The following is a 22,260-nucleotide window of genomic DNA, read 5'->3' as shown; positions in this document are numbered from 1 at the left end:
GACTTTCACCTAGCGAAAACTACTTTCTGTCTTGCATGCGAGAAACGTAAACGACACCCGGAAGGATGTCCATGACTAATTCCAGGAGCTCTCGAGCCCGTGGACCAGCGCGACCATCGCGTCATGCGCGGGCGTCGCCACGCCGACCCGGCGGCCCTCGGCGGCGATCCCGCCGTTCAGCACGTCGACCTCGGTCGGGCGCCGGGCCAGCACGTCCTGCAGCATCGACGGCCTGTGCCGGAACGCTTCCCGGATCGCCTCCTCGACCGCCTCGGCCGGGTCGCGGGTCAGCACGATGCCGGCCGCCGCGCAGACCGCCCGGGCCTCGTCGATCAGGATCCCCACCTGCGCCCGGAGCGCCGGATCGGTGCAGACCTGCCCGACGGTCAGCCCGGTGAGTGCGGCAAGCGGGCTGGTCGCCGCGTTGAAGACCACTTTCGTCCATTGCGGACCGCGGGCGTCCGCTACCGCGTGGGTTTTCAGGCCGCCCGCGTTGAGCAGCCCGGCGAGCAGCTCGATCTCATCGGCGGACGCCGGTTTCGGCTCGAACGGTCCGAGCCACGAGTCACCCGGAGCGTCGTACCGGACGGTGCCGGGAGCCGTGACGGCGCCCGCCGTGACGATGGTGCCCCGCATGACCCGCGGCACGAAACCGGCGATCAGCTCCTCGTTGCCGACGCCGTTCTGCACGCTGACCACGGCCGCGTCGGCGAGAACGGTTTTCGCGGCCACGACCGCCTCCCGCGTGTGCAGCGACTTCGTGGCGACAATGCCCAGGTGACACCGGGGCAGGCCGGCGGTGCTGGTCCGGGCGTGCACAGGCGCGGTGAACGCGGCCTGCCCGGTGACGGTCAGGCCGCCCGACTCGATGGCCTCGACGTGCTCGCGCCAGGGGTCGACCGCCCAGACCTCGACCCCGGGCACGCGGGCCAGATGAGCGGCGTAGAGACTGCCGATCGCGCCGCACCCGAGCACTGCGATCCGGGTGCCGCTCACCGGCCCACCGCCTGGGCGACGGCCGCCACGCCGCGGCTGCTCACGGGACTCGCCGCGCGGGCGAAGGCCGCCACGCCGCGGCCGCTCACGGGACTCGCCGCCCGGGCGAAGGCCGCCACGCCGCGGCCGCTCACGGGAACACCGTCTCGGCGAGGGCCGCACATTCGGCCGGATCGGCGCCGCCTACCCCGAGCCCGGCGACGAGCCGGCTCTCGTCGTGCAGCGGCCGGCCGCCCGGGATGCCGAGCACCTTTACCGGGTTCAGGTCGGTGACGACGTTGCCGTACCACTGAGCCACCCGCTCACTGGGGACGCCGAAGCGCGCGGCGGCTGCGGCCACACCGAGAGCGATGTCGACGCCGCCGGCCGGGGCGTCCTCCATGCGGTCCAGCTGGATCGGGTCGCCGCCGCGGTCCACCACCGCCACGCTCACCAGGAGACCCCGGCTGCGCGCCCCGGCCAGCACGCGGTCGCACAGGTCCTTCGCCCAGGCCAGCTCGTGCTGTGCGGCGGCGGGCGGGGCGGGGCGCATGCCGAGGCTGTTTTCCGGCGGCACCATCAGATCGCCGAAGCGCTGCTTCCAGCGGGCCGCGTCGTCGCCGTGCTGGCCCGCGTACGGGATGTCCAGCGCGTACGCGATCAGCAGGTCCTCCGGGTTCGCCGGCTCACCGGCCGCACTGACCACCTCGGGCGCCACCCCCTCGGGCAGGAACGGGCTGACCGTCGCCCCGGAGGCGGCCACCCCCGCCACCACCACACCGTCCTTGTCCCGCACCGGGATCCCGCCCGCGCCCGGGAACACCGCCTCCGGGCTCACCCCCACGAAGCCGGCCGAGATGGGCGCCGGCAACGTCGTCATCCGGTGCAGATGCTCGGTGCTGGTGATCTGCTGGGTGGCGGCGATCCAGGCCTTGGACCGGGCCCGCGCCATCCCGCCGGGACCGCCGTGGTCGAGCCGGGACGCCGTGATCAGCGCACCGCTCGCGCCCACCACCGCCACGCCACCGCGCAGCCCGAGCTGCTCGGCCTTGTCGACGGCCCGCTGCACCAGCTCGCGCGCCTCGGCGAGCGGAAGGTCCCGGGGGTGGCCGGGCATCAGGCGCCGACCATGTTGTAGCCGCCGTCGGCCACCAGGTAGCCGCCGGTCATGTGGCTCGCGTCGTCGGTGGCCAGGAACAGCGCGGTGCCGGCCAGCTCGGCCGGGACCGGGATGCGGCCCATCGGGGTGAGTTCGCGCAGCTGGTCGCCGCGGCCCGACTTCCAGTCCGCGCGGCCCAGCGTGGCCTCGGTTTCGATGAAGCCGGGCGCGAACACGTTGACCCGGACCGTCGGCGCGAACGCGTGCGCGTACGACTTGGTGGCGCCGAGCAGGCCGTACTTCGCGGCGGCGTACTGCGGGGCCCGGGCGCTCCCCCGCACGATCACGGTCGAACCGATGTTGACGATCGCGCCGTGCCCCTGGTCGAGCATCCGGCGACCGAACTCGTGGATGCAGGCCATCGTGCCCTTGATGTCGACCGCCAGGACGTGGTCGATCGACTCCTCGGTGATGTCCCGCCAGGACATCTGCGTGCGTGCCACGTCGCCGACGTTGTTCACCAGCACGTCGACGCCGCCGAGCCGGGTGAACGCGTCCTCGGCCAACGCCGCCACCTGCGCCCATTCGACGATGTCGGCGGTCAGCAGGACCGGTTCGGCGCCGGCCTCGCGAACCCGTTCCGCGGTGGCCTCGGCACCGGCCTTGGAGGACCGGTAGTGCACGCCGACCGCACGGGCGCCCTCCTGGGCGGCGCGGACCGCGATCTCCGCCCCGAATCCGGTGCCCGCACCGGTGACGACGACGGACCGGCCTTGGAAACGGCGGGGAATGGGGAGAGGGGTGAGTGGCACGGATGGTCCTCCGATTCAGGGGATTTGTCGGTTTTACTCTCTCAGACCAGGACCCGGCCGCCGTCGACATAGAGGACCTGCCCGGTGATGAAGCGCGCCCGGTCCGAGGAGAGGAACGTGATCGCGTCGGCGACCTCCTCGGGCACGCCCAGGCGGCGGGCCGGCACCAGGCTTTCCAGGGCCTCCCGGTTGCCGTCCCGGTCCAGGTGGTCCCGGGTCAGGTCGGTCTCGATGTAGCCGGGCGCCACCGCGTTGACGGTCACGCCGCGCGTCGCCCACTCCCGGGCCATCACCCGGATGAGCTGGTTGAGACCACCCTTGGTGGCGGCGTACGGCGCGTGATCGGCGTGCGCGAGCAGGCCCGAGACCGAGGAGACGAAGGTCATCCGGCCGTAGCCGGCGCCGACCATCTGGCGGCCCACCGCCTGGCCCAGCCAGTACGCCGTGGACAGGTTCAGCTCGACGATCCCGGCCCAGTCCGTGTCGCCCAGCTCGAGCACCGGCCGCCGGACGTTCCGCCCGACCGCGTGCACGAAGATCTGCGGCACGCCGACCAGCCCGGCCGCCTCGGCCGCCACCTCCCGGCACCGGTCCGGCGAGCGCAGGTCGGCCGCGATCGTACGTACGCCGCCGCCGGCTTCCTTCGCCGTGCGGGCCACCGACGCGAGCCGCTCCTCGTCCACGTCGACGAGGACGACGGATGCGCCCTGGGCGGCGAGGGCCACCGCGCTGGCGGCTCCCAGACCGCCGGCGCCGGCGACGAGTGCCGGCCGGTCGGAGAGCGACAACCAGTCCATAAGCACCTCACGCTTGTGTTCTCGTTCTGTGAAAGTCACTATCCGATAAGCTAAACCAGCCGCCGGGCACTGTCCAGGCGGGCAGCTGCGACGCCCTAAGCTGGGCGCGGTCGATGAAATCCGCTTTCGAGAAGGTGATCCATGGCCGCCAGCCGGCGAAATCCCACCCCCGTCGCCGCTCGGGACACGAGCCCGAACACGGGCGGCGAGAAGCCGGAATACCGGGTCGAGGCGCTCGCCAAGGGGCTGCGGCTGCTGAGCCTCTTCGACGAGCAGCGGCCCACCTGGCGGGTGAGCGACCTGGCCGCCGCGTCCGGGCTGCCGATGCCCACGGTCTACCGCGTGGTGATGACACTGACCGCCGAGGGCTACCTCGATCACCTGCCGGGCGGCGACTACCGGCCCGGCGTGCGCACGCTGACGCTCGGCGGGGCCGCCCTGCGCAGCCTCGACCTGGTCGCGCTGGCCACGCCCAAGCTGCAGCGGCTCGGCGAGACCACCGGCGAGACGGTCAACCTGGCGGTGCTCACCGGCGACCGGGTGCTCTACCTGGTCCGCTTGCGCAATTCCGACCTGGTCACGGCCAACATCCAGGTCGGCTCGACGCTGCCGGCGGTGCACACCTCGATCGGCAAACTGATGCTGGCCGGGCTCGACGAGACCGACCTGCGCGAGCGCATCACCGACGCCTCGTTCCCCGGCCAGCACGGCCCCAACGCGAAGGTCTCGCTGGACGAGCTGAGGCAGGAGCTCGCCCAGATCCGCGACCAGGGCTGGGCGATGCAGGACGAGGAACTGGCCCACGGGCTGCGTTCGGTGGCCGGGCCGATCACCGGCGCCGGCGGACGGGTCGTCGCCGGGGTCAACCTCGCGGTGCAGGCCCGCGACTGGTCGACCCAGCGCATCGTGCGCGAGCTCAAGCCGGTGCTGCTGGCGACCTGCGCCGAGATCTCCCAGCTGGCCGCGGCCGGGAGCGCGGGCGCATGACCGGCGGCACCGAGCCAGACCCCGCAGAGCTGCACCCGTCGGCGCCGGGCGGCGGCCCTCCGGAGCACCGGCTCGGCAAGCTCTTCCCCGCCCGGCTCGACGACGACCAGCGCGCCGTCTATGACGCGATCGCCGGCGGCCGCCGGGCTCAGGGGCCGCAGTTGTTCCCGCTGGTCGACGCCGGCGGGGGGCTCGAAGGGCCGTTCAACGCGTTCCTCCTGCAGCCCAGGCTCGGGTTCGCGTGGCAGGCGCTCGGGGCGGCGGTGCGCTACGAGACGGCGCTGAGCGACCGGGCCCGCGAGATCGCGATCCTGGTGACCGCCACGGCATCGGACGCCGCCTTCGAGTGGCGCTCGCACGAGCCGATCGGGCGGCACGCCGGGCTGACCGACCATGAGCTGGATGCCTTGCGTACGAGCCGATTCGATGTTTTCGCCGACGACGACCGGCTGGTCGCGGCGACCGTGTCCGCGCTGTGCGTCCGCGGTGACCTCGATGACGAGGAATACCGGCGGGCGGTCGGCGCGGTCGGACCGGCCGGGGTGTTCGAGCTGCTGACGATCGTGGGGTACTACCAGGCCCTGGCCATGCAGCTGCGGGTCTTCCGGGTTTCTTGACACCGCGCGGGCGAGCGCGGCACGCTTCCGTTTGACGCAATCGACTTTCACACTTCGAGAGTTACGGTGATGGCGATGAAGCTGATCACGTTCGACGACGGCCGGGTCGGCCGCCTGGACGGCGACACGGTGGTGGAGCTGGGCTGCGGATCGACGCGAGAGTTCTTCGAGCGGGGCGGCCACGTCGACGAGACCGGCCAGCGGCTCGAACGTTCCGCGGTCCGGTTGCGCGCGCCGATCGTGCCGAAGAAGTTCTTCCACACCGCCGGCAACTTCACCGAGCACCACACCGAGTTGCAGGCGGTGAACTGGTCCCACCCGGTACACAAAGGGATCGTGTTCTTTCAGAACGTCGATGCGATCATCGGGCCGGACGACGCGATCGTCTATCCCGAGGGGCTGACCAGGGAGCTCGACTACGAGCTGGAACTCGGGATCGTGATCGGCCGCAGCGGGAAGTTCTTCTCGCCGGACGAGGCCGAGGACTACATCGCCGGCTATCTGGTCTTCAACGACATCACCGCCCGGGACATCCAGCGGCGGGAGATGAAGTCCGGGGTCTTCTCGTTCTCCAAGGGCATCGACACGTTCTGCCCGATCGGGCCGTGGATCGTCACCAAGGACGAGGTTCCCGATCCGCAGAAGCTGGCGATGCAGCTCCGGGTCAACGGTCAGGTGCGCCAGCAGGGCAACACTTCCCAGATGGTCATCTCGATCCCGCACCTGGTCGCGCACCACTCGGCGCAGGGTTACAGCGCCGGCGACATCATCACGACCGGCACCATCTCCGGGGTCGCCGCGGTGCAGCCCGACCCGTTCGACTTCTACCTGCGGCCGGGCGACGAGATCGAGGCCGAGATCGAGGGCATCGGGGTGCTGCGCAACCGGGTGGTGCCGTGGAGCGCGGCCCACGACACCCCGCCCTACACGACGGACCTGTACTCGGAGACGGCCGGCTGATGCGGTTCGGCACGCTCGACGGCCGCCTGGTCCTGGTGTCCGGCGACCGCGCGCTCGACGTGGCAACGGCCTCCGGCGGGGTGCTGCCGTCCGACGTCCGCGCCGCGCTCGCCCGCTGGGACGAGGTGCGGGCCTGGGCAGCGACCGCCGACCTGGCCGGCGCGGTCCCGGTCACCGGCGCCCAACTCGGACCGCCGGTGCCCGACCCGCGTCAGGTCTTCGCGGTGGCGCTGAACTATCGCCCGCACGCGGCCGAGGCGGGATTCACCGCACCGGACGCGCCACTGGTCTTCACCAAGTTCCCGAGCTGCATCACCGGCCCGGTCACCACGGTCGCCCTGCCACCCGGCAACGTGGACTGGGAGATCGAGGTGGTGGCGGTGATCGGCGCCGGCGGTCACCGCATCCCGCGGTCCTCGGCGTGGGCCGCGGTCGCGGGCCTGACCTGCGGACAGGACCTGTCCGAGCGACTGACCCAGTCCCAGGGAAAGCCGGCGCAGTTCTCGCTCGGTAAGTCGTTCCCCGGCTTCGGCCCGACCGGGCCGGTAGCGGTCACCCCCGACGCCTTCCCGGACCGCGACGACATCGGCTTCGAGTCGACGCTGCTGAGCGGCGGCACGCGCGAGACGCTGCAGTCCGGACGCACCGCAGAGATGATCTTCCCGATCGACGACCTGGTGGCGCGGATCTCGGCGATCTGCCCGCTGCTGCCGGGCGACCTGATCTTCACCGGCACGCCGGCGGGCGTCGGCAACCGGCGCACCCCGCCGCGCTTCCTACGGCCGGGCGAAACCCTGATCAGCCGCCTCGACGGTGTGGGCGAGCTGCGCCAGACCTTCGCGGCCCACGACGGGTGAAGACCTTCTGCCGGGTGCGACGCCGGGGCGTACGCGCCGGCAACGTCACGGCCCGGCCATGGTCGATCGGCACCGACGCCACAGATCGATCGTCCACTGCGTCGTTAGGGGCATGACATCTCATGAACCGATGCTGCGGTGGTCGTGGCGCGGCGTGGTCGTGGGCGTTGCGGTGGCCGCGCTGGCGGGAGGGGCCGGGACGGCGTACGCCTCGCCGGCGCCCACCGGGCGCGTGACGCTGCCGTCGCCGCTCGCCGGGCCGATCACCGGCGACGTCGTGCCGACCGACCTGAGCGCCCAACTTCAGTTCCGGGTGTTCCTGGGCGGGCGGGACGCGGCCGGCCGGGTACGCACCGCGCAGGCGGTCTCGGATCCGGAGAACGCGGCGTACGCCCACTATCTGACGCCCGAGGAGTATCGGCAGCGCTACGGGGCGACGGACGCCCAGATCTCTGCGGTCCGCACCTGGCTGACCGGGCAGGGCATGACGGTCACCGGCGGCACCGGCCACTACCTGGCCGTCGACGCGACCGTGGGCCAGGCGGCCGCGGCATTCGGCACGTCGTTCCAGACGTACCGGCAGGGCGACGACAAGTTCCCGTGGTATCAGGTTGCGCCGGTCGGGGACGTGTCGGTGCCGGCCTCCCTCGGGCAGGCCGTGCTTTCGGTCGACGGGCTCGCCGCGTACGTGCCCGGGCCGCAAGCAAAGAAGGCCGTGCGTCGCCCCTCGGCCGTGCGTGCCGCCTCGGCCGCGTCCTTTCCCTGCTCCCACTACTGGGGTGAGCATCGGGTGACGATACCGGCGGCCTACGGGCACACGTCGGCGCCGACCGACACCTGCGGTTACACGCCGCAGCAGATGCAGTCGGCCTACGGCGTGACCGGCAGCCCCTACACCGGCCAGGGTTCGACCGTCGCGATCGTGCTCGACGCGCGCTCTCCGACCATGCTGGCCGACGCCAACCGGTTCTTCGCCGACCACAAGATGGCCGGCTTCAAGCCGGGCCAGTACACGGAGAACCTGCCGCCCGACTTCGACTGCACCGACTGGCCCGACGGCGACAACCCGGAAGAGGCCCTCGACGTCGAGACCGTACACATCATCGCGCCGGACGCGAAGGTGGTCTTCGTGAGCGCCGGATGCAACTACGGCCCGTACGACTTCCTCGACGCGCACACCCGCGTCGTCGACTCCCACCTCGCCGACGTGGTGTCCGACTCATGGCCGGGCATCGAGGGCGACAGCTCGCCCGCGCTGATCGCGGCCTGGGAGATCGTGCTGCAGCAGGGCGCGATCGAGGGCATCGGCATGAACTTCTCCTCCGGCGACTACGGCGACGGCAGCGACGACAGCACCGGCGAGGCGAAGGTGCCGTTCCCGACCTCGGACGCCTGGGCGACCGGCGTCGGCGGCACCAGCCTGGCCATCGGCGCCGACGGAAAGCGGAAGGCCGAGTGGGGCTGGGGCGACACGGTCACCCCGCTGGGCTCGACGCCGCCCGGCACGTTTCTGATGGGCTCGGGCGGCGGTGTCAGCCAGAAGATCGCCCGGCCGGCCTATCAGCGGGCCGTGGTATCGGGCCCGCGCCGCGTCGTCCCGGACGTCTCGGCCGACGCCGGAACCCTCTGGCTGGTCGGCTTCACCGCGCCGAGTGAGGTGGCGCCGGTCGATCCGGGCGATCCCGGTCCGGCCGACGGCGGGCCCGACCCGGGGCCGCCGGTCTACTCGGAGCAGCCGATGGGCGGCGGCACGAGCGGGTCGTCGCCGCTGCTGGCGGCGCTCTTCGCCGATGCCGGGCAGGCGAGCGGGCACGCTCTGGGCTTCGTGAATCCGGCGCTCTACAAACTGGCGGGCACCCCGGCCCTGCACGACATCCGCCCGGTCGACCCGGCCGGCCCACCGATCACGGCCGGCTCGAGGTACTGCCAGGGCGAGGCCGACAAGGAGCCGTGCCTGACCTCGTACGGACTCGACCTCAATCTGACTGTGACCCCGGGCTTCGACGACGTGACCGGCCTCGGTACGCCGTCCGGCTCCTTCGTGACCGCCTTCCGCTGATCGGACCGGGCCGGGCCTTCGCCCGGCCCGGTCCCTCGGTGGCCTTTCAGGGGGAGACGTCTTCCAGCGCCCGGTTACGGGTACGGGGCGTGAACTGGGCCAGGACCGCGGCGACGATCTGGAAACCCGAAATCAGCAGCAGCGCTGCTAGAGCGGCCAGATGCCCGACCAGCGGGGCGATGACCAGCACGCCGATCATGCCGCCGGTGACACCGAGACCGTCGACCAATCCGAACCCGGCCGATCGGATGCGGGTCGGGAAGCTTTCGGCCGAAAGCGCGAAGGTCGCCGGCACCCAGACGTTGAAACCGAAGAAGACGATGAACGAGCCGGCGAAGGCCCAGCCGATCGAGTCGCCGAGTGCGGCGATCAACACCGCCCCCACGATGGTCAGGGCCGCCCCGATGGGAAGCCAGAACCGCCTTTCGACCGCCTCGGAATATCGGGCGGAGAAGAGGCCCTGCACGAAGAACCCGATACCACCCACCGCGGAGATCATGCCGGCCACCGGCGGGGTGAAGCCCAGGCCGGTGAGGACCGAGGTAGAGCCGGTCGAGTAGGCGAAGACGGTGGCGTACCCGAAGATCCACATGAACACGAGCAGGATCGTCCGGTTTCGATATCGGGCTTCGGAGAACAGTTCGCGGTAGGCGGCGGCGACCGGCTTCTCGTGCTCGGGCAGCACCACATGAGCGGCCGGCTCGGGCAGCGGTCCGCGGCGCAGGGCTCGCTCCTCCAGCGCGCTCACCACCCGTTCCGCCTCGGCGAGGCGACCGTGCTCGATCAGCCAGCGCGGCGACTCGGGGAGTCGCAGCGAGTTGAGAACGGCGATCGCCGCGACCACAGCGGCGATGCCGTAGATCCACCGCCACCCGCTGCCGAAGTCCGGACCGGCGAGCGCGACCGGCAGGCCGTCCGGAAACGAGGCCGGCTCGGTGGTGAGCAGCAGGCCCAGGCCGATCCCGACCATGGCGCCGAGCGTGCACATGATGAAGGTGATCGCCGTGTAACGGGCACGCGCCGCGGCCGGCGCGGTCTCCCCGATGTACGTGTTGCCGACGGCCAGGATGCCGCCGAGCACCACACCGGTGATGGCCCGTCCCAGCACGAACACGGGGTAGGTGGTGGCGACCGCGGTGACGAGCGAGCCGACCAGGGCGAACCCGAGCACGACGGCGAGGAGCGGACGGCGGCCCAGCCGGTCGGACAGCGGAGCGAGGCCCAGGCACCCGGCCATGTAGCCGACCAGGAACAGCACCACCGGCCGGGACAGGAACTCCCCCGCGTTCCCGGGTGTACAGCCGGGCTTGATCGCCATGCAGGTCTGGATGAACGACACGTTGATGTTGAAGTTGCAGTAGAACGCCACGAACATCCCGAGCCCGACGATCCCGGTGGCGGCGAACGCCACGGCATGGCGCGGCAGGCGGTCGAGCCGGGCGACGAGGGCGGGGCCGGAGGCTACGGTCGACATGGGACCAACTCCTTGGGGGACGGGAAACCGGCGTGCCCCCAGACTTCCCCGGCCCACGCCCCAGGGAATCCCGGTGTCCCGGTGGCTCGAACACCGATTGCCGGCCGTCGGATCAGCTCCCGAGAACTGTGCGCAGCCAGCGGAGGTTGACCGGCGGCTGGAAGGTCGCGCCGCTCTCGTGGCCGTTGTAGGGCCAGACCTGGATCTGTTTCGGGCCCGGGTAACGGTTGTAGGCCGCGTAGACCGTCGACGGCGGGCAGATGGCGTCCATCAGGCCGACCGTGTAGAGCGCCGGTGCCGTGCCGCGGGCCGCGAAGTGCAGGCCGTCGAAGTAGGACAGGGTGGCGAAGACGTCGTCGACCTTGTCGCGGTTGAGCTGCAGCATGTCCGACAGCTCGCGGTAGGGGTAGGCGTCGGTGATCTCGGTGGCCCGGCGGAAGTGGGTCAGGAACGGCACGTCGACGATGGCGCCGGCCAGGTCGGCGCGTAGGCCGGCGACCGCCTGCGAGAGCGCGCCGCCCTGGCTGGCGCCCGCCACCACGACGCGGGACGGGTCGACCTCGGGCCGGGTCAGGGCCGCGTCGACCGCGCGCACCGCGTCGGTGAACAGCCGGCGGTAGTAGTAGTCGTCGCGGTTGAGGACGCCCCGGGTGATCAGCCCCCGGTGCTGCACGCCGACGCCGGGCACGTCCTCGGTGTCGCCGTCGCCCTGGCCGCGCGAGTCCATGACCAGCACCGAAAAGCCGGCCGCCGGCCAGACCAGCCACTCGTGCGGCCGGCCGCGGCCCCCGCCGTACCCGATGAAGTTGACCACGCAGGGGCGTGGGCCGCCCCCGGAAGCCGGGGTGAGGAACCAGGCCGCGACGGGTTGCCCCGCGTAGCCGGCGAAGCGCACGTCGTAGACCCTGACCTCGGGCAGGAGCACGTCGACCTCGGTGAACGTGGCCCCCAGGTCGTGCTCGCCGGCGGAGGCCAGCGTCGACCTCCAGAATTCGTCGAAATCATCCGGTGCCGCGACGGAAGGGTTGAATGCCGCAAGTTGCTCAACCGGCAGGTCGAATTGAGCCATCAGGTCTCCTCCAAAAAGATCATTCTCACCCCTTGCTGGCGCCCAAGGTCAGCCCGGCGACGAAATGTCTCTGCAACGCCAGGTAGACGACGAGCGTCGGGATGACCGTGATCGTGGCGCCGGCCGCGATCAGGTTGTAGTTCATCAGGAACTGGCCCTGGAGGCTGTTGACCCCGGTCGTGATCGGCAGGCGGTCGCCGCTCTGGATGAACAGCAACGGCCAGAAGAAGTCGTTGTACAGCCAGATCACCTGGAGGGTCGCGAGCGCGGCCAGCGCGGGCCGGGTCAGCGGCAGCACGATCCGGCGGAACTGCCGCCACACCCCCGCGCCGTCGACCAGGGCCGCCTCGGTGAGCTCGCCGGGCAGGGTCTTCATGTAGTTGGAGAGGACGAACGTACAGAAGCCGAGCTGGAACGCGGTCTCGACCGCGATCACCGCGTAGTAGGTGTCGAGCAGCGAGCCCGAGGAGCTGATCGCGTACGGCAGGGACGTGTGCTTGAACATCTCGAACAGGGGCGCGGCCAGCACCTGGGGCGGCAGCATGTTGCCGGCGGTGAACAGCACCAGCAGCGTCACGTTGAACTTCCACGTGTAGCGGCTGACCGCGAACGCCATCATCGACGCCAGCACGAGCGTGAGGATGACCGCCGGCACGGCGATGTAGAGCGAGTTCACGAAGTACGTCGGCAGCTGGCCCTCGGTCCAGGCGGTGCGGTAATTGCCGAAGTTGAACGACCCGTGCAGGCTCCAGTAGCCGTATTTGTCGGTATCGGACTTGGGCCGCAACGACGTGTATAGCGTCCACAGGAACGGTGTCAGCCAGAACGCGGACATGACCAGCAAGAACAGGTGAGTGCCATAGCGCGGACGATGCATCAGTCGGCCCTCCGGAACGTCCGCATGAGGTAGATGACGATCGGGATCAGCGAGACGATCAGCAGCAGTACGGCCAGCGCCGACCCGACGCCGATCACCTGGCCCTCACCCACGAGGTTCTGGATGACCAGGATGCTGAGCAGTTCCAGCCCGTTGGTGCCGTGATTGATCACCCAGGCGATGTCGAACGCGCGAAGTGCCTCGATGAACGTGATCACCACGACCAGGATGTTGATCTGGCGCATGGCCGGGAAGACGACCCGGAAGAACGTCTGCCGCCTGTTCGCGCCGTCGACCGACGCCGCCTCGCGCAGGGTCGGATCGAGGCCCTTCAGCCCGGCCAGATAGAGAATCATGATGTACCCGGCGTGCCGCCAGCCGGTGGCGACCAGGGCCGCCCACAGGTTGACGTGCGGATCGCCGAACCAGTCGACCGCGTTGGGTTTTCCGGCCGTGCCGAGCACGTTGTTGAGCAGGCCCTCGTCGCGGGCGTAGACCAGCTGCCAGATGATGCCGACCAGCACCAGCGAGAGCATCACCGGGGTGAAGAAGATGCTCTGGTAGAGCCGGGTGCCCTTGATCTGCTGGTCGAGCAGCACCGCGAGCAGCAGGCCGAGCGGGGTCGCGACGAGCGCCAGGAAGGCCAGCCAGATGACGTTGTGCCAGATGGCGGGCCAGAACGGCGGGTAGTCCTCGAGCGCGAACCGGTAGTTGCCCAGCCCGGCCGACTTGATGTCGGAGACGGCCAGCCCGTTCCAATGGGTGAAGGACAGGCCGATCGAGAGCAGCGTCGGGATCCAGATCAGCACGGCCTGGATCAGCGTGGGGATGGCGACCATGACCGTGAGCACCGCTCGGTCGCCCCCGGTGAGGCGGCGGACGCGACCGGACATCAGGCGGAGGCGTAGAGGGTCTTGGCCTGCGTCTCCATGCTGTTCAGGTCGATCTTGCCGTCCTTGAGGAAGCTCTGGAGCGCCGGGATCATCACGTTGGTCGCCATCGCGGGCAGCGCATCGCGGTCGAAGAACTGGCTGACGTTCTTGGACTGGGCGATCATCTCGGCCGCCTTCTTCTGGATCGGCGAGAAGCTCGACGTGTCGGCGTCGGCCGCGGTCTGCAGGTTGGAGGGGTCCTTCGAGGCGTACGCGTCCTGCGCCGCCCCGGTGCCCAGGTACTTCAGGAACGCCTTGGCGGCCGGGTTGTCCTTGCCCTTGGCCGACAGCACGAACCCGTCGATCGGCGCCTCGATCGCGTCGGTGCCCTCGACCGCGATCGCCGGGAACGGGAAAAAGTCCAGGTCGTCCACGATGGACTTGTCGGTGATCTCCTGGAGCAGGAACGTGCCGATCAGGTACATGCCCGACTTCTTGTTGGCCATGTTGTGGGCGGCCTGCTGCCAGGTCGCGCCGAGCGATCCGGTGTCCTGGAAGGGCAGCAGCTGCTTCCAGTTGTCGAAGACCGCCTGCACCTTGGGCGAGCTCCAGGACTCCTTGTGCGCGGTCAGGTCGACGTGGAACTGGTAGCCGTTGGTGCGCATGTTGAGGTAGTCGAAGGTGCCCATGGCCGGCCAGCCGTCCTTGTCGCCGAACGCGATCGGGCTCAGGCCGTCCTTCTTCATCCGGGTGCACAGCGCGATCAGCGCGTCCCACGTGGCCGGCACCTGGTAGCCGTGCTGCTGCCAGACGCTCTTGCGATAGAAGACGGCCCACGGGTAGTTGTAGTTGGGCACCAGGTACTTCTTGCCGTCGTTGGACGAAGCGTCGGCCAGGCCGGCCCCGAAGTTCCTGCCGATCGTCTCCCACACGTCGTCGACCGGCGCCAGCAGGCCCTTCGCCGCGTAGTAGCGCATCCGGTAGCCGGCGAACCAGGTGACCACGTCCTCCGGGTTCGACTGCAGGTAGCTGCTGATGTTGTTGACCAGCTGGTCGCGTGGCATGACGTTGAGGCGCACGGTGTCGCCGGACGAGGCCTGGAAGCCGTCGGCCATCGCCTGGATGCCCGACTTCGGCACGGCGTCGGCGAGACCGGAGCCGAGCGAGGTGGCCTTGCTGTCGGCGCTCGCCGGCGGCTTACCGCCGCTGCAAGCAGCGAGAATCGGTATCGCGCCGAGTGCGGCGGCGCCCTTTATTACCGTACGGCGTGAGTAGCTCATTCTTACTCCTTGACAAGTTTGAGGCGGACGAGCGCGCTCGCGTGGTCGCCGGCCGGGAGATCGAGGGGCAGGCCCTGGGTGAGCAGGGCCGCCCCGGAGTGGGTCGCGGCAGTGTCGAGATCGCGGTAGACGCCCACGGGGTCGACCGCGGCGAGCCGCAACGGCCCGGGGGTGTGGCCGTACGGGCGGCTCGGGCACCAGGCGAGGATCACGTGGTCGTCCCCGAGCGCGTAGTGCACCCCGGTGAGCGTCCCGCCGCCGCTCAGCCGGTAGGCCGCGCCTTGCTGCACGACCGGTCGCACCAGCTTGTAGGCGGCGACCAGGCCGGCCGCCTCCTTGAGTTCCTCGGCGGTCCAGGCGGTCAGATCCCCGCCGAGGCCGAGCACCCCCGCCATCGCCACGTGGAAGCGGAACCGCAGCGGGACAACCCGCCCGGTGGTGACGTTCGGGCTGTCGGTGACCCAGGCGCCCATGACCCGGGCCGGGAACAGCTGGCCGAAGCCGTGCTGGATCGCGATCCGGTCGGCCGCGTCGGTGTTGTCGGACGGCCACACCTGGTCGGTGCGGCGCAGAATGCCCAGGTCGGCCCGGCCGCCACCGCCGGCGCACGACTCGATGCGCAGGCCGGGATGGTCGGCGCGGAGCCGGTCCATGATCTGGTAGACGGCCCGGGTGTGTGCCAGGTGCACCCGGTCCGGGTCGGGGTGGCCGGGCCAGCCGGCCTCGGTGAACGGCCGGTTGGCGTCCCACTTGAGGAAGTCGAGGCCCAGGTCGCCGACGAGCGCGTCGAGCCACCGGTGTGTCCAGGCCGCGACGTCCGGGCGGCCCAGGTTGAGCACCAGCTGGTGGCGCATCTCGGTACGCCGCCGGTGCGGCATGTGCAGCACCCAGTCGGGGTGCGCGCGGTAGAGGTCGCTGTCCGGGTTCACCATCTCGGGTTCGAGCCAGAGCCCGAAGCGCATGCCGAGCCGGCGTACCTCGGCGGCCAGGGGGGCCAGGCCGCGGGGGAAGCGATGCGGGTTGGGCGTCCAGTCGCCCAGGCCGGCCCGCTCGCTGGTGCGGGCGCCGAACCAGCCGTCGTCCATCACGAACAGCTCGGCACCGAGGCCGGCGGCGCGCGCGGCGAGGGCGAGCTGACCCGCCTCGTCCACGTCGAAGCCGGTGGCCTCCCAGGAGTTGTAGAGCACGGGACGGGTTTCCTGCGCTTCGGGCAGGATCTCGTCGCGTACGTAAAGGTGCCAGGACCGGCTCGCCGCGCCGAACCCCGACATGGTGTGCAGGCCGGCGAAGGCCGGCGTCTCGAGCGTCTCGCCCGGCGCGAGGGTCCAGGTCAGGCCCTCGTGGCCGAAGCCGCCGGTGAAGCCGGCCCGGCCGGACGGGTCGCGATGGACGGTGATGCGCCAGCTGCCGCTCCAGGCGAGAGCGGCGCTGAAGACCTCGCCGTGCTCCTCGCCCGCGGTGCCGTCGTCGATCGCCAGCCACGGGTTGGCGTGGTGGCTGGTGACGCCGCGCCGGCTGGTCAGCACGGTTTCGGCGGTCGGCAGGTCGGCCCGCTGCAGGCGGAATTCGCTGCTCCAGGCGCCGACGAGGTGGCTGAGCCGGTGCCGCGACCGGGCCGGGACGGTCCACGCGGCGGAGTCGCAGCGCAGCACCGTGATGCCGGTGGTGCCGTGGTTGGTGACCGCGGTCCACCGCTCGACGACGTCGCCGGCCAGCCGGTAGTGCAGGGCGACGGCGAGCGGGTAGTGCCGGTCGGCGAGGTCGATGCGCAGGCTGTTCTCTTCGACGTGGGCGCCGGTGTGGCGCCACTCGACCGCCCTGGCGCCGTCGGCGAAGCGCACCTGCAGCGCGGCCGGGCCGAACCGCGGGCCGCCCTCGGCCGGCAGCTCCTCGGGGCCGACGCCGTGCTCGAAGCTGCTGGCGGCCGGGTGCGGCGTCCGCTCGTCGCGGTCGGCCAGCTCGGCCGCCTGGTCCAGGGTGATCGGCACGCCCCAGTGGACGTGCCGGACCCCGTCGTCGGCGGCGAGCCGGACGGCGTAGGAGGTGGACGGCCCGGTCAGCAGCCAGAGGCGGCGGTGGGGCTCGTAGGCGACAGGCATGGAGTCCTCGCGGTTACACGTCGATGTCAGATCGATGACGTGGGGCGAGGTTAGGACCGGGGATTCCCGGAAATCAATACTTGACGAAGTTAATTATTAGTCCTAGCTTTCGGGACATGCCTCCGGTAGACGACGCCGTTCTGGCCGGGTCCCCCGCCGCCGCGGCCATCCTGACCGCACTGGTCATCGAGGGCCCGCAGAGCCGCGTCAGCCTGGCCCGCAAGCTCGGGCTCTCATCGGCCGCGGTCACCAAGGCGGCCCGGCCCCTGATCGACGCCGGCTACCTGACCGAGCACGCCGCGACCGAGCGCACCGGCCCCGGGGCCGGACGCCCGGCGGCCCCCCTGTCGGTGTGCCCGGACCGGGAGTTCTTCGTCGGCATCAAGCTGACCGGCGACGAGCTCATCGGTGTGGTGTGCGACCTGACCGCCCAGGTGCGGGCGGTCGAACACCGGCGGCTGGCCGGCGCCGAGGTCGACGACGTGATCGCGTCGATCTCGGCCCTGGTCACCTCCCTGCTCGGCTCCGGTCCGTTCCAGGGTCGGACCGGACGGCTCGGTCTCGCGGTCTCGGGGGACGTCGACCGCGAATCCGGGCTCGTGCGCTACTCACCCTTCCTGCGCTGGCACAACGTCAGCCTGGCCAAGCTCGTCGCGGACGCCACCGGCCTGGTGGTGACCGTGGAGAACGACGTCAAGGCACTCACCACGGCCGAGCACTGGTTCGGCGAAGGGGCCGGGGCGGATTCGTTCGCCCTGGTCACCGTCGGGTCCGGCATCGGCTGCGGGCTCGTCGTCAACGGGCGGCTGGTCGCCGGCGGTCACGGGGTGGCCGGCGAGATCGGCCACCTCTCGGTCGACGCGGCCGGGCCGGTCTGCTACTGCGGGGGCCGGGGGTGTGTCGAGGCGATCGCGGGTACCGAGCCCCTGGTCGCCCAGGCTCGCACCGTGACCGCGCGGCCTTCCCTCTCCCTGGACGACGCGGTCGCGCTGGCCCGGGGCGGGGACCCCGGCGTCAAGGCGGTGTTCGCCCGGGCCGGCGAGGCCATCGGGCTCGGCATCGCAGCGGTCGCCAACCTGGTCGGGCCGAGCCGGATCGTGGTATCCGGCGAGGGACTGGCCGCCTACGACCTGTTCGAGACTTCGATCCGCGCGGGCTTCGAGCGGCAGGCCTTCGGGGCTGCGGCCGATTGCCCGCTTTCCATCCGGCCCCTGCCGTTCGAGGAGTGGGCGCGCGGGGCCGCCGCCGTCAGCATCCAGTCGCGCGTCATCCCGCTTCCCTAATGCCTTTCTCCCTCTGAAGTTCGTCCACAGTCGGGTCGTCGCCCCCCGGCGGCCCGACTGTGGACGAGCGATACCCCCTGCTCAACTGGAGGACCAGCAGTGAGACCCGCTCACGTAGCACTCGCGCTCCTCGGATCCGGACTGGCGCTCGCCCTCGGCGCCACCCCGGCCTCCGCCGGCGGCGCACCCTTCCCGAAGCCGACACCGAGGTCCAACGCCGTCACCCCCGGCGCCAAAACCAAGGACCCCTCCACCGCGCAGCGGTCCAGCGCGATGGCCGCCGCCGCTCAGCAGGCCGCCGCCGGCGTCGCCGACACCCCGCTCATGGGCTGGTCGAGCTGGAGCATGGAGTCGTCGACCCGGCCCGGCCTCAACCCGAACGGCGGCGGTTCCTGGCTCACCCAGGACAACCTGCTCAAGCAGGTCGACGCGGTGGCCAAGAACCTCAAGCCGTACGGCTACCAGTACATCGACATCGACGCCGGCTGGTCGCGGGACATCACCGGCGGCGGATGGGACGCTCTTCACTTCGACGACAACGGCCGCGAGATCGCTTCGCCGCAGCGCTTCCCGAACGGGATGAAGCCGGTCGCCGACTACATCCACAGCAAGGGGCTCAAGGCCGGCATCTACCTCGCGGTCGGCCTCGACATCCCGGCCTACAACGGTGGCAAGACGCCGATTGCCGACGCGCCCGGCTGCACCACCGGCGACATCGTCTACCCCGACCTGCGGACGACCAACGGGTGGGACATCGGTTACAAGATCGATTTCAGCAAGCCGTGCGCGCAGAAGTACATCGACTCGCAGGCCGCGCTGATCGCCTCCTGGGGCTTCGACTTCCTCAAGCTGGACGGCGTCGGGCCGGGCTCGTTCAAGAGCGGCGACAACTACAACAACGTCGCCGACGTGCAGGCGTGGAAGGCCGCGATCGGCCGGACCGGCCGCCCGATCCGGTTCCTGATCTCGTGGTCACTCGACCGCAACTACGCCGCCGACTGGAAGGCCAACTCCAACGGCTGGCGCATCGACACCGACGTGGAGTGCTACTGCAACACGCTGGTCACCTGGAACAACTCGGTCAAGATCCGGTGGGACGACGTGCCCGCGTGGCAGCCCTGGGCCGGACCCGGCGGCTGGAACGACCTCGACTCGCTCGACGTCGGCAACGGCGAGGTCGACGGGCTCACGAACGACGAGCGACGCGCGTACATGACGCTGTGGGCCATCTCGGCGGCGCCGCTCTACACCGGTGACGACGTCTCGCAGCTCGACGCGTACGGGAAATCGCTGTTCACCAACCGCGAGGTGATCGGCATCGACCAGGCCGGAGTCGCCGCGCGTCCGGTGACCCCGCAGGGCACCGCGCAGGTCTGGGGAGCGCCCGACAAGGACGGTTCCTACACCGTAGCCCTGTTCAACATGGGCTCGTTCCCGGCTCAGGTGTCGGCGAACTGGACCAGCCTCGGCTTCAGTGGCCGCGCCGACGTCCGGGACGTGTGGGCGCAGCGCAACATCGGCTCGCACGACGGTGGCATCTCGGCGACGATCCCGGCGCACGGCACGATGCTCTACCGCGTCACACCGGCCAGGCACGGCGGCACCGGCGTCACGGCGTACGAGGCGGAGAGCCCGGCCAACGCGGTGATCAACGGGGCCGGCCCGGCCGACTGCGCGAACTGCTCGGGCGGCAAGAAGATCGGCAACCTGTACAACGGCGGCGCGGTGCAGTTCAAGAACGTCAAGGTGAGCCGCAGCGGCACCTATCAGGTCAACATCCGGTACGTCAGCGGTGACCCGCGCTCGGCGACGGTCTCGGCGAACGGGCAGTCCCCGGTGACGCTGGGCTTCGTGTCGAGCGGCGCCTGGGACCGGGCGGCCACCGCGACCGTGCCGCTCGATCTGCACGCCGGAAGCAACACGGTCGAGATCGACAGCAGCTCGGCCGTCTACTCGCCGGACATCGACGCCATCCAGGTGCCGGTGTCACCGCGGTAAAGTCTCTCCACAATGGAAGCGGGTCACGCTCTGGGGAGGGCGTGACCCGCTTCGTTTACTGAGTTACTGAGCTACTGAGCTACTGAGTTACTTCAGCGGCGACCGTGGTGGAACGGGAAGAACTGGCGGGTCTGCCGGAAGCCGCCCCAGTGACCGCCGAAGTGGTGGCCACCCAGGTCGAACGGACGGTTCCAGTCGTCCCAGTCGTTCTCCGAGACCGAGAGCGCCCAGTCACCGTGGACGCGGATGCAGTCGTAGTCGTCCCAGCGGTCCCGCATCTCGCCCAGGCGGCCGACGCGGTTGCAGGTGAACGGGTCGTTGAAGAAGGCCACGACCCGGTCGTCGTTGCCCCAGCTGGCCTTGGTGGAAACCGGCGCCTTGTGGGCGGCGCCGGCGGTGGACGCCTGGGCCGGTCCGGCGAGCGCGACAGCGGCACCGAGACCCATGCCGGTGATAGCCAGCAGACGCGTGAAGCGATTCATCACTTTTCTCCTCATATTTCCGAAATTCAGTCTTGCTGGAAAGAGGAGATCAGTTCGCCGCGACGATTGGCCGAAGATCGCCGAGACGGTCGCCTGTTCGGGGCGGGAACACCCTTTTCGCGGTAATACTTTCGGCTAAGTCGTGATCAACCGGCCGGCAGAAAGGTGTGAAGCGACCGCTTTGAGGGCAGTAATCGTCTCGGAGTCTCGCTCCGGATCGTCCTGCGTCGGCCAGGCGCTGCACTTGACGATCACGATCCGGGCCGCCGGGTCGACGTACAGATATTGGCCGTGCACACCCACGCCGGTGAACGCGCCGTTGTCGAGGGTCCACCAGTGGTTGGCGTAGCCGTAGTGCGGATATCCGCTCGGGCCCAGTGTGCCGACCCCGTGCCGCGGCATCCGGCTCCGGCGTACCCAATCGGCCGGAACCACCCGCTCACCCGCCGCCAAGCCGTCGTCCGCCATCACCTGGCCGAGGCGGGCGAGATCGCGCGCGGTCGCGTTGAGCGACCCCGCGCCGATCGCCGTCCGCGGCCGGCGCCGGGTCAGCCAGTAGTACGCGTCGTGCTCGGCGCCGACCTTCTGCCACAGCTTGCGCGTCGCATAGCTCGCGAGGCTCTCGCCGGTCGCCGCCTCGAGCACCCAGCCGAGCACCTGGCTGTCGAAGGTCGAGTAGTTGAAGCGCTCCCCGGCCTCCCGGCTGCGGACGGCACCCTTGACGATCTCCAGGACGTCGCCGCCGCCGGCGACCGCGCGCTCGAAGCGCTTGATGCCGCTGTCCTCGACGTCCCAGACCTCGAGGTCGCCGACGCCGCTGGTCATGTCGAGCAGTTGGGCGATGGTGACGTCCTGGTAGGCGGTACCCCGGAAGTCGGGCCGGTAGGCCGTCACCGGCTCCTCGATGCCCGCGATGCGCTTCTCGGCGAGCGCGATGCCGACCATCATCGACAACACCGACTTCGACAGCGAGAACAGTTGCATGCGGGCGCCCGGGCGGGCGAAGACCCCCGGGTACGCCTCGTGCACGAGCATCCCGTCGCGCAGCACCACGAACGCGGTCGTGAAGGTGCGGCGGTGCAGGTCGTCGAGGTTGTAGCCGGCGCCGTACCGCAGGCCGCCCAGATCGGCCGGCTCGACCGGGAACGGCCGGGGCTCGCCCTTGGTGATCGGCTCACTCGGCAGCACCCGGTTCATGTGGGTGAAGGTCCACTCGTTGAACGGCCTGCGCATGATCAGGTCGCCTTGCCGCTCCCACCAGCTCGTCGTCATGTCCGTTCCCCCATGTTCTCTTTCCGCTTACACACGGGTACGGAGCGTGACTGTGGATAGTTCAGGACTGTTCCAAGATTTTCTCGGGCGGGCGACAGGCGGTGGACGATCCCGGGGCCGCGGGGTTGACTGGGATCATGAGACCTTGATCGCGACCTCGGAGGCACCGCGATGACACCCCATCAGCACTACGCCGAGGCCGAGCGGTTGCTGTCCGAAGCGTCCAAGGCCACCTCCGAGGACCAGGCCGATCGTCTCGTCGCCCGGGCCCACGTCCACGCCCTGCTGGCCACAGCCCGCCCGTCGCCCGGTTCGATGCCGCCGCTGCCGCCCAACCGGGGCCGGCACAGTCCGCCTCCCCCGCCCCGCCTGCACGACCTCTTCGAATAAC

General features: G+C 70.5%; 21 protein-coding genes. 8 read left to right on the top strand and 13 right to left on the bottom strand.

All coding sequences use genetic code 11. The features are described from left to right. Positions 1-75: 75 nt before the first annotated feature. From ACIA5C_RS11485 to ACIA5C_RS11465, 5 genes are read right to left on the bottom strand one after another with little or no spacing between them, the layout of a single operon-like run. Positions 76-996: a ketopantoate reductase family protein gene (locus tag ACIA5C_RS11485; RefSeq protein ID WP_396053336.1), complete on the bottom strand. Its 921-nt coding sequence runs from the start codon at positions 994-996 to the stop codon at positions 76-78. After that, positions 993-1,130, bottom strand: a complete 138-nt coding sequence (locus tag ACIA5C_RS11480) for a hypothetical protein (protein ID WP_396053334.1) — start codon at positions 1,128-1,130, stop codon at positions 993-995. The genes ACIA5C_RS11485 and ACIA5C_RS11480 overlap by 4 nt, the downstream gene beginning before the upstream one ends. Next, complete coding sequence (locus ACIA5C_RS11475) at positions 1,127-2,092, bottom strand: heme-binding protein (RefSeq protein ID WP_396053332.1); 966 nt, start codon at positions 2,090-2,092, stop codon at positions 1,127-1,129. Before ACIA5C_RS11475 ends, ACIA5C_RS11480 begins: the two co-directional genes overlap by 4 nt. Next, on the bottom strand, positions 2,092-2,886 hold the full coding sequence (locus ACIA5C_RS11470; protein WP_396053330.1) for an SDR family NAD(P)-dependent oxidoreductase: 795 nt from the start codon (positions 2,884-2,886) through the stop codon (positions 2,092-2,094). The genes ACIA5C_RS11475 and ACIA5C_RS11470 overlap by 1 nt, the downstream gene beginning before the upstream one ends. A gap of 41 nt (positions 2,887-2,927) precedes the next feature. Then, entirely contained in the window at positions 2,928-3,722 is a 795-nt protein-coding gene (locus tag ACIA5C_RS11465) for an SDR family NAD(P)-dependent oxidoreductase (protein WP_396053328.1), read from the bottom strand. Between the two features lie 102 nt (positions 3,723-3,824). Here ACIA5C_RS11465 and ACIA5C_RS11460 point away from each other — a divergent pair, with 102 nt between their 5' ends. The 5 genes from ACIA5C_RS11460 to ACIA5C_RS11440 all read left to right on the top strand — a co-directional run bounded on the left by ACIA5C_RS11460 (position 3,825) and on the right by ACIA5C_RS11440 (position 9,163). Beyond that, positions 3,825-4,670: an IclR family transcriptional regulator gene (locus ACIA5C_RS11460; RefSeq protein WP_396053326.1), complete on the top strand. Its 846-nt coding sequence runs from the start codon at positions 3,825-3,827 to the stop codon at positions 4,668-4,670. After that, a complete protein-coding gene (locus ACIA5C_RS11455) occupies positions 4,667-5,287 on the top strand; it encodes a carboxymuconolactone decarboxylase family protein (RefSeq protein WP_396053323.1) in 621 nt (206 codons plus the stop codon). Before ACIA5C_RS11460 ends, ACIA5C_RS11455 begins: the two co-directional genes overlap by 4 nt. Before the next feature lie 75 nt (positions 5,288-5,362). After that, a complete protein-coding gene (locus ACIA5C_RS11450) occupies positions 5,363-6,247 on the top strand; it encodes a fumarylacetoacetate hydrolase family protein (protein ID WP_396053321.1) in 885 nt (294 codons plus the stop codon). Continuing rightward, complete coding sequence (locus ACIA5C_RS11445; RefSeq protein ID WP_396053319.1) at positions 6,247-7,104, top strand: fumarylacetoacetate hydrolase family protein; 858 nt, start codon at positions 6,247-6,249, stop codon at positions 7,102-7,104. The genes ACIA5C_RS11450 and ACIA5C_RS11445 overlap by 1 nt, the downstream gene beginning before the upstream one ends. 112 nt (positions 7,105-7,216) lie before the next feature. Continuing rightward, positions 7,217-9,163: a protease pro-enzyme activation domain-containing protein gene (locus tag ACIA5C_RS11440; RefSeq protein ID WP_396053317.1), complete on the top strand. Its 1,947-nt coding sequence runs from the start codon at positions 7,217-7,219 to the stop codon at positions 9,161-9,163. 46 nt (positions 9,164-9,209) lie between these two features. Here ACIA5C_RS11440 and ACIA5C_RS11435 read toward each other — a convergent pair whose 3' ends face one another. The 6 genes from ACIA5C_RS11435 to ACIA5C_RS11410 all read right to left on the bottom strand — a co-directional run bounded on the left by ACIA5C_RS11435 (position 9,210) and on the right by ACIA5C_RS11410 (position 16,834). Continuing rightward, a complete protein-coding gene (locus tag ACIA5C_RS11435; RefSeq protein WP_396053315.1) occupies positions 9,210-10,637 on the bottom strand; it encodes an MFS transporter in 1,428 nt (475 codons plus the stop codon). 112 nt (positions 10,638-10,749) lie between these two features. Beyond that, complete coding sequence (locus ACIA5C_RS11430; protein ID WP_396053313.1) at positions 10,750-11,706, bottom strand: acetylxylan esterase; 957 nt, start codon at positions 11,704-11,706, stop codon at positions 10,750-10,752. A 25-nt stretch (positions 11,707-11,731) separates the two neighbouring features. Further along, complete coding sequence (locus ACIA5C_RS11425) at positions 11,732-12,583, bottom strand: carbohydrate ABC transporter permease (RefSeq protein WP_396053311.1); 852 nt, start codon at positions 12,581-12,583, stop codon at positions 11,732-11,734. Then, complete coding sequence (locus ACIA5C_RS11420; RefSeq protein ID WP_396053309.1) at positions 12,583-13,476, bottom strand: carbohydrate ABC transporter permease; 894 nt, start codon at positions 13,474-13,476, stop codon at positions 12,583-12,585. The genes ACIA5C_RS11425 and ACIA5C_RS11420 overlap by 1 nt, the downstream gene beginning before the upstream one ends. Beyond that, positions 13,476-14,735: an ABC transporter substrate-binding protein gene (locus ACIA5C_RS11415; protein WP_396053307.1), complete on the bottom strand. Its 1,260-nt coding sequence runs from the start codon at positions 14,733-14,735 to the stop codon at positions 13,476-13,478. The genes ACIA5C_RS11420 and ACIA5C_RS11415 overlap by 1 nt, the downstream gene beginning before the upstream one ends. 2 nt (positions 14,736-14,737) lie before the next feature. Continuing rightward, complete coding sequence (locus ACIA5C_RS11410; protein WP_396053305.1) at positions 14,738-16,834, bottom strand: alpha-galactosidase; 2,097 nt, start codon at positions 16,832-16,834, stop codon at positions 14,738-14,740. Positions 16,835-16,950: 116 nt separating this feature from the next. Between ACIA5C_RS11410 and ACIA5C_RS11405 the strand changes: the two genes are divergently transcribed. Next, entirely contained in the window at positions 16,951-18,117 is a 1,167-nt protein-coding gene (locus tag ACIA5C_RS11405) for an ROK family protein (protein WP_396053303.1), read from the top strand. A 99-nt stretch (positions 18,118-18,216) separates the two neighbouring features. Continuing rightward, on the top strand, positions 18,217-20,115 hold the full coding sequence (locus ACIA5C_RS11400) for an alpha-galactosidase D (protein WP_396053301.1): 1,899 nt from the start codon (positions 18,217-18,219) through the stop codon (positions 20,113-20,115). Between the two features lie 92 nt (positions 20,116-20,207). On the opposite strand, the gene ACIA5C_RS11395 is transcribed toward ACIA5C_RS11400, so the two are convergent. Next, positions 20,208-20,597: a hypothetical protein gene (locus ACIA5C_RS11395; RefSeq protein WP_396053299.1), complete on the bottom strand. Its 390-nt coding sequence runs from the start codon at positions 20,595-20,597 to the stop codon at positions 20,208-20,210. 135 nt (positions 20,598-20,732) lie between these two features. After that, the gene (locus ACIA5C_RS11390) at positions 20,733-21,869 is read right to left on the bottom strand and encodes a serine hydrolase domain-containing protein (protein WP_396053297.1); all 1,137 of its coding nucleotides are present in this window, start codon (positions 21,867-21,869) and stop codon (positions 20,733-20,735) included. Positions 21,870-22,040: 171 nt separating this feature from the next. Between ACIA5C_RS11390 and ACIA5C_RS11385 the strand changes: the two genes are divergently transcribed. Continuing rightward, a complete protein-coding gene (locus ACIA5C_RS11385) occupies positions 22,041-22,259 on the top strand; it encodes a hypothetical protein (protein WP_396053295.1) in 219 nt (72 codons plus the stop codon). The last annotated feature ends 1 nt before the right edge of the window (position 22,260 follow it).

This window comes from Actinoplanes sp. NPDC051343, assembly GCF_044455125.1.
Lineage (GTDB): Bacteria > Actinomycetota > Actinomycetes > Mycobacteriales > Micromonosporaceae > Actinoplanes.
The sequence above is the reverse complement of the archived record's forward strand: the minus strand, read 5'-3'. Positions and strand labels throughout refer to the sequence as shown.

Excerpts from the sequence above, each read along its gene's own strand:
- ACIA5C_RS11475 (WP_396053332.1), bottom strand. The coding sequence starts at position 2,092 with ATGCCCGGCCACCCCCGGGACCTTCCGCTCGCCGAGGCGCGCGAGCTG.
- ACIA5C_RS11460 (WP_396053326.1), top strand. The coding sequence starts at position 3,825 with ATGGCCGCCAGCCGGCGAAATCCCACCCCCGTCGCCGCTCGGGACACG.
- ACIA5C_RS11455 (WP_396053323.1), top strand. The coding sequence starts at position 4,667 with ATGACCGGCGGCACCGAGCCAGACCCCGCAGAGCTGCACCCGTCGGCG.
- ACIA5C_RS11450 (WP_396053321.1), top strand. The coding sequence starts at position 5,363 with ATGAAGCTGATCACGTTCGACGACGGCCGGGTCGGCCGCCTGGACGGC.
- ACIA5C_RS11445 (WP_396053319.1), top strand. The coding sequence starts at position 6,247 with ATGCGGTTCGGCACGCTCGACGGCCGCCTGGTCCTGGTGTCCGGCGAC.
- ACIA5C_RS11440 (WP_396053317.1), top strand. The coding sequence starts at position 7,217 with ATGACATCTCATGAACCGATGCTGCGGTGGTCGTGGCGCGGCGTGGTC.
- ACIA5C_RS11435 (WP_396053315.1), bottom strand. The coding sequence starts at position 10,637 with ATGTCGACCGTAGCCTCCGGCCCCGCCCTCGTCGCCCGGCTCGACCGC.
- ACIA5C_RS11430 (WP_396053313.1), bottom strand. The coding sequence starts at position 11,706 with ATGGCTCAATTCGACCTGCCGGTTGAGCAACTTGCGGCATTCAACCCT.
- ACIA5C_RS11425 (WP_396053311.1), bottom strand. The coding sequence starts at position 12,583 with ATGCATCGTCCGCGCTATGGCACTCACCTGTTCTTGCTGGTCATGTCC.
- ACIA5C_RS11420 (WP_396053309.1), bottom strand. The coding sequence starts at position 13,476 with ATGTCCGGTCGCGTCCGCCGCCTCACCGGGGGCGACCGAGCGGTGCTC.
- ACIA5C_RS11415 (WP_396053307.1), bottom strand. The coding sequence starts at position 14,735 with ATGAGCTACTCACGCCGTACGGTAATAAAGGGCGCCGCCGCACTCGGC.
- ACIA5C_RS11410 (WP_396053305.1), bottom strand. The coding sequence starts at position 16,834 with ATGCCTGTCGCCTACGAGCCCCACCGCCGCCTCTGGCTGCTGACCGGG.
- ACIA5C_RS11405 (WP_396053303.1), top strand. The coding sequence starts at position 16,951 with ATGCCTCCGGTAGACGACGCCGTTCTGGCCGGGTCCCCCGCCGCCGCG.
- ACIA5C_RS11395 (WP_396053299.1), bottom strand. The coding sequence starts at position 20,597 with ATGAATCGCTTCACGCGTCTGCTGGCTATCACCGGCATGGGTCTCGGT.
- ACIA5C_RS11390 (WP_396053297.1), bottom strand. The coding sequence starts at position 21,869 with ATGACGACGAGCTGGTGGGAGCGGCAAGGCGACCTGATCATGCGCAGG.
- ACIA5C_RS11385 (WP_396053295.1), top strand. The coding sequence starts at position 22,041 with ATGACACCCCATCAGCACTACGCCGAGGCCGAGCGGTTGCTGTCCGAA.